This is a genomic window from Sphingomonas sp. 1185 (assembly GCF_040544655.1).
Lineage (GTDB): Bacteria > Pseudomonadota > Alphaproteobacteria > Sphingomonadales > Sphingomonadaceae > Sphingomonas.
On record NZ_JBEPKL010000039.1, the window covers coordinates 21,893 to 31,528 of the forward strand.

General features: G+C 68.1%; 11 protein-coding genes. 3 read left to right on the forward strand and 8 right to left on the reverse strand.

Going from position 1 to position 9,636, the window contains the following annotated elements:
- Positions 1 to 42: 42 nt before the first annotated feature.
- The 5 genes from tolB to ABIC44_RS18225 form a co-directional block, all read right to left on the reverse strand.
- On the reverse strand, positions 43 to 1,458 hold the full coding sequence (gene tolB, locus ABIC44_RS18205) for a Tol-Pal system beta propeller repeat protein TolB (protein ID WP_354296837.1): 1,416 nt from the start codon (positions 1,456 to 1,458) through the stop codon (positions 43 to 45).
- A gap of 197 nt (positions 1,459 to 1,655) precedes the next feature.
- Positions 1,656 to 2,693: a cell envelope integrity protein TolA gene (gene tolA, locus ABIC44_RS18210; protein WP_354296838.1), complete on the reverse strand. Its 1,038-nt coding sequence runs from the start codon at positions 2,691 to 2,693 to the stop codon at positions 1,656 to 1,658.
- On the reverse strand, positions 2,693 to 3,151 hold the full coding sequence (tolR, locus tag ABIC44_RS18215) for a protein TolR (RefSeq protein WP_309700294.1): 459 nt from the start codon (positions 3,149 to 3,151) through the stop codon (positions 2,693 to 2,695). Before tolR ends, tolA begins: the two co-directional genes overlap by 1 nt.
- A gap of 13 nt (positions 3,152 to 3,164) precedes the next feature.
- Positions 3,165 to 3,857 (reverse strand): protein TolQ, encoded by a 693-nt coding sequence (gene tolQ, locus ABIC44_RS18220; protein ID WP_307101463.1) that lies wholly within the window; start codon positions 3,855 to 3,857, stop codon positions 3,165 to 3,167.
- Positions 3,854 to 4,324, reverse strand: a complete 471-nt coding sequence (locus tag ABIC44_RS18225; RefSeq protein WP_354296839.1) for a YbgC/FadM family acyl-CoA thioesterase — start codon at positions 4,322 to 4,324, stop codon at positions 3,854 to 3,856. The genes tolQ and ABIC44_RS18225 overlap by 4 nt, the downstream gene beginning before the upstream one ends.
- 98 nt (positions 4,325 to 4,422) lie before the next feature.
- On the opposite strand from ABIC44_RS18225, the gene ABIC44_RS18230 reads away from it, so the two are divergent.
- Both ABIC44_RS18230 and ABIC44_RS18235 read left to right on the forward strand, forming a co-directional pair.
- Entirely contained in the window at positions 4,423 to 4,845 is a 423-nt protein-coding gene (locus tag ABIC44_RS18230) for a hypothetical protein (RefSeq protein WP_354296840.1), read from the forward strand.
- The gene (locus tag ABIC44_RS18235; RefSeq protein ID WP_076714458.1) at positions 4,842 to 5,048 is read left to right on the forward strand and encodes a helix-turn-helix transcriptional regulator; all 207 of its coding nucleotides are present in this window, start codon (positions 4,842 to 4,844) and stop codon (positions 5,046 to 5,048) included. Before ABIC44_RS18230 ends, ABIC44_RS18235 begins: the two co-directional genes overlap by 4 nt.
- A 7-nt stretch (positions 5,049 to 5,055) precedes the next feature.
- Here the strand turns inward: ABIC44_RS18235 and ABIC44_RS18240 are convergent, their stop codons facing one another.
- The 3 genes from ABIC44_RS18240 to ABIC44_RS18250 form a co-directional block, all read right to left on the reverse strand.
- Positions 5,056 to 5,850, reverse strand: a complete 795-nt coding sequence (locus tag ABIC44_RS18240; RefSeq protein ID WP_354296841.1) for a hypothetical protein — start codon at positions 5,848 to 5,850, stop codon at positions 5,056 to 5,058.
- A gap of 134 nt (positions 5,851 to 5,984) precedes the next feature.
- A complete protein-coding gene (locus tag ABIC44_RS18245) occupies positions 5,985 to 7,022 on the reverse strand; it encodes an NAD(P)H-dependent flavin oxidoreductase (RefSeq protein ID WP_354296842.1) in 1,038 nt (345 codons plus the stop codon).
- 368 nt (positions 7,023 to 7,390) lie between these two features.
- Positions 7,391 to 8,641, reverse strand: coding sequence for an aspartate kinase (locus ABIC44_RS18250; RefSeq protein ID WP_294233037.1), 1,251 nt, complete (start codon positions 8,639 to 8,641; stop codon positions 7,391 to 7,393).
- Positions 8,642 to 8,695: 54 nt separating this feature from the next.
- On the opposite strand from ABIC44_RS18250, the gene ubiG reads away from it, so the two are divergent.
- Positions 8,696 to 9,433, forward strand: coding sequence for a bifunctional 2-polyprenyl-6-hydroxyphenol methylase/3-demethylubiquinol 3-O-methyltransferase UbiG (gene ubiG, locus ABIC44_RS18255; protein ID WP_354296843.1), 738 nt, complete (start codon positions 8,696 to 8,698; stop codon positions 9,431 to 9,433).
- Positions 9,434 to 9,636 lie beyond the last annotated feature (203 nt).

Consider the following 9,636-nt stretch of genomic DNA (forward strand, 5'->3'; position numbering starts at 1 on the left):
TTTGGTTCGTTTCGCCCCCGAAACTGAAACCCCTATACCCCATTACGGCCGCAACGGCCCCCAGGCCGGGTCCGAGCCGTCGAGCGGCGTCGGAATGCGACGTTCGTTCACCCCGGTCAGGTCGACCATCCACACATCCGCCTTGCCCGACGCCCCCTGTGTCGAGCGCTGGAAGGTGATGACGCGGCCATTGGGGGACCAGCTCGGCCCCTCGTCCTGCCAGCTGTTGGTCAACAGCTTCTCACCGCCGCCCGAGGGATTCATGATGCCGATGCGGAACGCGCCGCCCAGCTTGGTGAAGGCGATCAGGTCGCCGCGCGGGCTCCAGACCGGCGTCGCATAGCGGCCACCGCCGAAGCTGATCCGCTGCTGGTTGGAACCGTCCGCGTTCATGACATAGATTTGCTGCCCGCCCGAACGATCGCTCTCGAAGACGATCTTGGAGCCGTCGGGCGAATAGCTGCCGCCGGTATCGATGCCGGGCGCGTTGGTCAGCCGTTGCGGCGTGCCCCCTTGCGCCGAGACGCGGTAGATGTCGGTATTGCCGCCCTGCGCCATCGAGAACAGGATCCAGCGGCCATCGGGCGAGAAGCGCGGTGCGAAGGTCGTCGCGGCATTCTGCACCACCAGCCGCTGACGGCCCGAACCGATGTCATAGACATAGATGGCGGGCCGCTTGTCGACATAGGACATGTACACGATCGACTGCTGGTTCGGCGCGAAGCGCGGGGTCAGCACGATCGACTGGCCGTTGGTCAGGAAGCGGTGATTGGCGCCGTCTTGGTCCATGATCGCCAGCCGCTTGATCCGCCGTGCCTTGGACCCCGTCTCGGAGACATAGACGATCCGGCTGTCGAAATAGGGGCCTTCGCCGGTCAGCTTGGTATAGATGGTGTCGGCGCATTTGTGCGCCGCCCGCCGCCAGTCGCCCGGCGACACGACGAAGCCCTGCCGCGCCAGCTCGCTCTTGGCCAGCACGTCATAGAGGTAGCAGCCGACCGTCAGCGTCCCGTCGCCATTGGCGCGGACATAGCCCTGGACCAGCGCCTGCGCGCCGGTGCCGTTCCAATAGTCGAAGGCAGGCGCGGTCACTTCCGGGAAGGACACGGTGCGCAGCTGCGCGGGCGGGACCGGCGTGAACAGCCCCGAATTGCGCAGGTCGTTGGTGATGATCTTGGACAGTTCCTGCCCGACGACATCGGTCGTGCCCGCCGCCGTCTGCACCACCGCGCTGGTCGGCATCGCCGGGATCGCGATCGGCATCGGCGCGGAGATGCCGCCCTCGACATCGACGACCAGCCCTTCCTGGCCATTGGCGGGCGCGGCCGCGGGCTGCTGCCCGGCGGGCGCGGAGGCCGCGGGCTGTTCCTGGGGCGCGGGCGCGGGCACGTCCTGCGCGCCGACGGCACTGGCCGCCAGGGCCAGCGTGAGCGGCAGGGTCAGCAGGGAACGGGGCATAAACAGATCCTCAACCCGGGTAACTGAAACGGAAACGCGTATCGCTCCAGCCGCCTTGCGCTCCATAAAGCGCGGACGGCCTGTCATCCAATGGACAGTTTCTGAAAACTGTCGTCATCATGCCAACGATCCCACGCCCCGTTTTTTCGGGGGCGCGGCCACCGCCGGACGCGGGCGAAAGGACGGACCGGCCATCCTCAACCCGGCAACTTGTAGCGCAGCGTGAAATTGCTCCACCCGCCCGGCACGTCGTACAGCTCGGCGGGAAGCCCGCGCAGCGGCGAGCATCCCTTGAAGGTGGCGATCGCCAGATCGTCGACCCGGTCGACATAGCGTTCGTTCTCGCCATCGACACCGCTATGCCCGACCACGCGCGGCGCGGCGGCCAGGCTGCCGTCCTTGTTGAGATGCAGGTTGATCGCGACGCGGATACGCTCGGCGCCCGGCCCCGGCGTCACCTGACGGTTCGCACAGGGCTGGACCTGACGCAGGATCGCCGAGGCGATGTTCGCCAGTTGCTGCGCGCCGATCCGGGCGGCGGGCGCCGCCTGCGACCTGGAGGGCGACGGATCGGCCGACAGCCCCTTCAGAAAGTCGGCGCCCAGATGCGAGCCGCGCGGGCGGGTCGTGGTCGCCGTCTCGCTCTTGCCGCTGCCGCGCGCCGGGGTGGTCGGCCTGGTCGCGGCGGGCTTGCCCTCCGACCGGCTGGGCCGCGCCGCCGGTGCGGGCTTGGCCGCAGGCGTCGGCTTGGCCGGAGCGGGCCTGGCGGGCGCAGGCTTGGCCGGTTGCGGCCTGGGGCGCGGCTCGGGCGGTTTGGGCTTGGGCTTTTCCGCCGGTCTGGGGGCGGGCTTGGGTTGCGGCTTGGGCTCGGGACGCGGCTCGGGCTTGGCCGGTTCGGGTTTCGGCTGTGGACGCGGTTGGGGCTTGGGCTGCGGTTGCGGCTGGGGCGCGGGCGGTGGCGGCGCAGGCTGCGGCGCGGGCTCGGCCTCGACCGGCTCGGGGGGGGCCGCGTCTTCCGGCGCGCCCTCTTCGGGGGCGATCGACTGGGCGGCCTGCTGGTTGGGGGTCGGCGACGCCGCGTCCAGCGCGACATCCTTGACCAGCGAGATGTCGATCGGCGTGACCTTCAGCTTTTCCGGATTCGGCGTCGCCAGAAAGCCGACCGACAACAGGCCGAACAGGACGAGATGCCCTGCGACCGCTATCGCCAATCCCGTCCGCTCGCCACGCTCCATCAGCGCTGGCCCGTTCCCTCGCCCGCGCCACCTTCCACGGTGACCAGCGACACGCGGTTCAGCCCGGCGCGGTTCAGCTCGCCCATGACGCGCATCACCCGGCCGTAATCCAGCGCCCGGTCGGCGCGCAGATAGATTTGCGGCGCCTGCCCATCGGCGCCTTTCCGCGCGGCGATCGCATCCAGCCGCGCGGGCAGGTCGGCATCGCTGATCTCATCGTCGTTCAGGAACAGCCGCCCCTGCTCGTCGATCGCGATCTGCTCGGGCTTCTGCTCCTGGTCCAGCGCCTTGGCCCGGCTGTCGGGCAGGTTGACCGGCACGCCCGTGGTCAGCAGCGGCGCGGTCACCATGAAGATGATCAACAGCACCAGCATCACGTCGACCAGGGGCGTGACGTTGATGTCCGCCATCGGCGCGCGGCGCCCCCGGCCGGAGCGGGAGGGAAGGTTCATGGCCATCGCCCGTACCCCTTCAGCGTGCCGAGTCGAGCTGGCGGCTGAGCGTGGTGTGGAACCCATCGGCAAAGCGGTTGAGCGACGCCTCCACCTTGTTCACCCCGTGGCTGAACCGGTTATAGGCGATCACCGCCGGGATGGCGGCGAACAGGCCGATGGCGGTGGCGAACAGCGCCTCCGAAATGCCGGGCGCCACGACCGCCAGCGAGGTGTTCTGCGCCTGCGCGATGCCGGTGAAGCTGCGCATGATGCCCCAGACGGTACCGAACAGGCCGACGAACGGCGCGACCGAGCCGACCGTCGCCAGCACGTTCAGCCGGTCCGACAGCTTGTCGATCTCACCCGCGACCGCCGATCCCATCGCGGTGGCGAGCCGTTCGCGCGTGCCGTCGCGGTCGATATGCCCGCCCGCGGTCGAGCGACGCCATTCCTGCACGCCCGCCGAAAAGACCCGCGCGGAGGGCAGTTCGCTGTCCTGCTCCATCCGGTGAAAGGCGTCGATATCCTCCGCCTTCCAGAAATCGCGCTCGAACCGGGTCATGCCCTTCTTCGTGCGCGCCAGCTTGCGCGAAAAGGCGACGATGATCGTCCAGGTCCAGATGCTGGACAGCAAAAGTCCGATCATCACGAACTTCACCACCCAGTCGGCGTGGAGGAACAGCGCGACGGGCGACAAACTGGCGGCATCCATGTTGAAGACGGGATTCATGGGTGTTGGGTGTCCCCTTGCCAGACAAGGCGTTGGTAGATGGCGATCCAGTCGGCGGGCTGGCGTCGCGGGCGGCCGTTCGGGCCGACCCATGCGACGGTCACACGCGCGTCGGTCAGCATGACCGCGCCGCACCTGACTGTCTGATGAATGACGACGCGAACCGCACTGACCTGGATCAGCCGCGACGTGACGACCAGATCGTCGTCGAGCCGCGCGGAGGCGGCATAGCGGATGGCGATGTCGGTGACGGCATAGGCGCCCTGCCCCGCCTCATGCGCGGCGCGCTGGTCGATCCCGGCGACCCGCAGCATGTCGGAGCGCGCGCGCTCCATGTAGCGGAGATAGTTGGCGTGATAGACCACGCCCGACAGGTCGGTATCCTCGAAATAGACGCGCACCGCAAAGCGATGCTCGTGCCCCTCGAAGCGGCCGCCCCTCGGCTGGTCGTCGTCCGTCACCGTCATGGTGACCGCCCGTTAACCTATCCGTCCGGGGGAAGGAAGGCACTTGCTCGCCTGTTACCTACGGGTTACATGACACCTATAGGTTACAGGAGGTGGTCATGAATCTTGTGGAGAAAGCAGAGCGGAAGACCCGAGACCGGGCGATCGTCTTCTACCTTTTGGCGCTTTGCCTATTGATGTCGGCCATGACATCTCCCCAGCATCTCGATGGCGCTTCCACCCGCCTCATTCCCTGGTTCGTCATGGTCGGTGCCGCCGCGCTCAACCTGACGAGCGCGCCCTTCCGGCTTTGGAAATGGAACGGCATGGCCGCCCTACTCAATGACGAGACGACCCGCGATCACCGACGGTCGAGCCTTGCCGCCGGTTTTTGGGCGATGCTGCTAGCCTCTGCCCTGACGATTACGGTGGCCACATTCCAGCCTGTCGACGCGATCATGACGGGCCGCATCGTCATCACCGCCGGGTTGATGGCCGCGCTGATCGCCTTCGCCACGCTGGAGCTGCGCGCCAGCCGATGAACGAGACGCTTTGCAACGACCTGAAGGCCGCACGCGAGGCGGTGGGGCTGACCCAGGGCGGTCTCGCCGAGGCGATCGGGGTCAGCCGCAAGACGATCAATACGGTGGAAAACGGCGTCTTCCAGCCATCGACCCTGCTCGCGCTCAAACTGGCACGTGCCTTGGGTCGGCCGGTCGAGTCGCTCTTCTGGATCGCGGAGTGAGCCGCGCTTATTGCAGCGCGGCGGAATCGACCTTCAGCGACGGCGGGTTGATGACCGGCGGCGCATAGGGCTTGGCGGCGGGGACCGGCTGGCTCGACAGCACGGGGCCGCTCACCCCGGCCTGCGCGACCGGCGGATTGGCCTGTGCGGCGATGGCGAGCGGCGCGGTCGTGCGCTGCACCGGCACCATCGTCCCCGCGCGCCATGCATCATAGGCGCGGAAGAAGGCGATGAACGGCGCATCCAGCCGGTCCAGCCGCGCCGCCGCGCCGGTTTCGAAATCGTCGGTGGGCGCATTGCTGATATCGGCGAGCACCGCATCGGCGGCGGCGCAGAAGCCCTTGCGCACCGGGGTGGTCGAGAAGAAATTGTACAGCCGGGTCATCGCATCGTCATAGCGGTCGCGCCAGTCGCCGCCCTGCGCCTGATATTCGGCCGAATAGCGTTTCTCGGCGGCGGCCAGCGCGATCTTCCGCGTGGTCAGCATGGTGTTGTAGCGGGTGACGATCAGCCCCTCGTCCGGCCCGCGACAGGCCAGCGCCGCGACGTTCAGCGCCGAGCGCAGATGCCAGATCGTCGCCGCGCTGGTCAGCGCACGGTTGGGCGTGGCGTAATTGCCGTCGGGCAGCAGCGCGGGGATCCGCATCCCCGGCGTGGCGCCGGGGGGCAGCGGCGCGCGCGCGACCTGCGGCGGGGCGGGCACCATCACCGGCGGCGGCGCGACCTTGGCGGTTTCGCGCGCGGTACATCCCGCCAGCGAGAGACCGATCGCGATACCCGATACAACACGCAAACTCGCCATGACCCTGATCCTCGGAAAACCCCGCCCCCGGCTGTTGAAGACGTCATGCCCAATCAAGGTTAACGCGTCGTAACCCGTGCGATGAAGCGAGCCTTATGTCCGAGGGTTGGAAATCCTCCCCGGCACGGGGAGGATCAGGCCGTGCGCGCGACCAGCGCGGCGGCGGCCTCGGCCATCAGTTGCGCCAGGATGTCGGCGATCGGCTCTTCCTTCGTGACCATGCCGACCGACTGGCCCGCCATCACGCTGCCATGCTCGACATCGCCCTCGATCACCGCGCGGCGCAGCGCGCCCGCCCAGTAATGCTCGATCTGGAGCTGCGCCTCGGCCATCGCGACCTTGCCCTCGTCGAGCGACTGGGCGACTTCGCGCTGCTTGGCGGTAAAGAGTTCGCCGCCCGCATTCTTGAGCGCACGGACCGGGATGACCGGCAGGCGCGGGTCGATCTGCACGCTCGCGACCGCATCACGGGCCGAGGCGCGGATGAACGCCTTCTTGAAATTGGGATGCGCGATCGATTCGGTCGCGCAGACGAAGCGCGTGCCGAGCTGGACGCCCGCCGCGCCCATATCGAGATAGGCGGCGATCGCCTCGCCCCGGCCGATGCCGCCCGCGACGAAGACGGGGACTTGGGCCGCGATCTCGGGCAGCATTTCCTGCGCCAGCACGCTGGTCGAGACGGGGCCGATATGGCCGCCCGCCTCCATCCCCTCGATCACCAGCGCGTCGACGCCCGAACGGATCAGCTTCTTGGCCAGGGAAAGCGCGGAGGCGAAGCAGATGACCTTCGCGCCGGTTTCCTTGATCGCCTCCAGCGCGCCCTTGGGGGGCAGGCCGCCGGCGAGCACGACATGGCCGACCTGGTGACGGCCGCACACCGCGATCAGGTCGAACAGCTGCGGATGCATGGTGATCAGGTTCACGCCGAAGGGGCGGCTGGTCATCGCCTTGGTCGCGGCAATCTCGGTGTCGAGCAGTTCCGGCGTCATCGCGCCGCACGCGATCACGCCGAAGCCGCCCGCATTGGACATGGCGGAGACAAGGTTGCGCTCCGACACCCAGGACATGGCACCCGCCATGATCGCCATGTCGGCGCCGAGAAATTCCGCGCCGCGCGCCATGCGGGTGGCGAGACGCTGTTCGCCGGTGGTGGTGTTGAGGGTGTCGGTCATCGGCGCTCCATGCCGTGGAGCGCGGCGGACGGCAAGATTTGGTTCACGCGAAGGCGCGATGACGCGAAGAAGAGTTTTGTTCGCGCGGAGACGCGGAGACGCGGAGATGATCTGCGCGCGGCAGCGCCATCACTTCATCAGCGATGGTTGAAAAAGGAGCGGCGGCGCGGCCGGATACACCACCTCCGCGCCTCCGCGCCTCCGCGCGAACCATTCTTCTTAATTACGCTTCGCGTCTTAGCGGCTTCGCGTGAACCCCATACCCCATAACCGTCATCCCAGCGAAGGCTGGGATCTTTGGCTGGCCGGATCGAACCCGGGCCAGAGGCCCCAGCCTTCGCTGGGGCGACGGGGCATCGGTCGGGTCGTTACGCCGCCTCGGCGTCCAGACCGTAGGCGGTGTGCAGCACGCGCACCGCCAGTTCGGTATAGTCCTCTTCGATCAGCACGCTGACCTTGATCTCCGAGGTGGTGATGGCGAGGATGTTGATCCCGCGCGCGCCCAGCGTCTGGAACATGGTCGAGGCGACACCCGCATGGCTGCGCATGCCGACGCCGACGACCGAGATCTTGGCGACGCGCGTGTCGTGGACCATCTTGGCATAGCCGATGTCACCGCTCGCCTTTTCCAGCACGTCCAGGGTGCGGGCGAGGTCCGCCGAAGGGACCGTGAAGGTCACGTCGGTCGAGCCGGTCGAATGCGCGATGTTCTGGACGATCATGTCCACGTTGATGCCTGCGTCCGCAAGCGGCGCGAAGATCGCGCCCACCGAACCGGGGCGGTCGGGCACGGCGGTCAGGGTGATCTTGGCTTCGTTCTTGTCATGCGCGATGCCGGTGATGAGCTGGCGTTCCATATCGTCGATTTCCTCTTCGCCCACGATCAACGTGCCGCGATGTCCGTCTTCGTCCCGTGCGTCGTCGAACGAGCTCAAGACCCGCACGCGCACCTGTTCCTTCATCGCCAGACCCACCGAGCGGGTCTGGAGCACCTTGGCGCCAACGCTGGCGAGTTCCAGCATCTCCTCATAGGTGACCTTCGACAGTTTCCGCGCGCGGGGCACGATGCGCGGGTCGGTGGTGTAGACGCCGTCGACATCGGTATAGATGTCGCACCGCTCCGCCTTCATCGCCGCCGCCACCGCGACCGCGCTGGTGTCCGAACCGCCGCGACCCAGCGTCGTGACCCGGTTGCCCTCGGCCACGCCCTGGAAGCCGGGGATGACCGCGACCACACCCGCCGCCAGGCTCTCGTCGAGCGCGGTGGTGTCGATCTCGCCGATCCGCGCCTTGGCGAAGGCCGTGTCGGTGTGGATCGGCAACTGCCAACCCAGCCACGAACGGGCGGGGACGCCCATCGCCTGGAGCGTGATCGCCAGCAGCCCGCTGGTGATCTGTTCGCCCGCCGAGACGACGACGTCATATTCCTGGGGATCGTAGAGCGACGAGGCCTCGCGGCAGAAACCGACCAGTCGGTCGGTCTCGCCCGCCATCGCGGAGACGACGACCGCGACCTGATGCCCAGCCTCCACCTCGCGTTTGACCCGCGCCGCCACGTTGCGGATGCGCTCGATTCCGGCCATCGAGGTGCCGCCGAACTTCATCACGATACGGGCCATGCGGTTTTTGCCAATCTCCTTGGGGTAAAACGGCGGTCCTGATAGGTAGCCCCCATGACGAACGCAAGCCATTTGAACGATTCTACCATTATCGGCGCCGAAGCCGCACATTTCGGAAAGATGGCGGCCGAGTGGTGGGACCCCAAGGGGTCGAGCGCGATGCTGCACCGGCTGAACCCGCCGCGCCTGCGCTATATCCGCGAGCAGATCGATCTGCACTGGGATGCCGACGGACAGGGCTTCACCCCCCTGACGGGCAAGCGCGCGCTCGATGTCGGATGCGGGGCGGGGTTGCTGTGCGAGCCGCTGGCGCGCCTGGGCGCGGAGGTGACGGGGCTGGACGCAGCGACCGAGAATGTCGCGGTCGCCGCCGCCCATGCCGCGCAATCGGGCCTGGCGATCCATTACCGCGCGGGCAGCGTCGAGGGGCTGGCGGGCGAGACGTTCGACCTCGTCACCTCGCTGGAGGTGATCGAGCATGTCGCCGATCCGGCGCGCTTCGTGCGCGGCCTGGCCGATGCGCTGGCGCCCGGCGGGCTGATGATCCTGTCGACGCCCAACCGCACGCCGCTGTCGAAACTGGCGCTGATCACGCTGGCGGAGGGGACGGGTGCGATCCCCAAGGGCACGCATGACTGGTCGAGATTCCTGACCCCCGACGAACTGACCGCCTTGCTGACCCAGGCGGGACTGACGGTACGCGACGTGCGCGGGCTGAGCTATTCGCCGACCAAGGGGTTCATGGTCAGCGACTCGACCGCGCTCGACTATTTCGTGACGGCGACGCGCTGACGCCGCCATTCTCCCCTCCCCTTCAGGGGAGGGGTCGGGGGTGGGGCGCTTCCGCAAACGCAAGGCCAGTGGCGAGGGCCCCCCCCCCCCCCCCCCCCCCCCGGGGGGGGGGGGGGGGGGGCCCCCCCCCCCCCCCCCCCCAACCCCCCATTTAAGAGGGCCACCACCCCCCCCCCAAGCACCCACCCCGGGGGGTGGGCGCC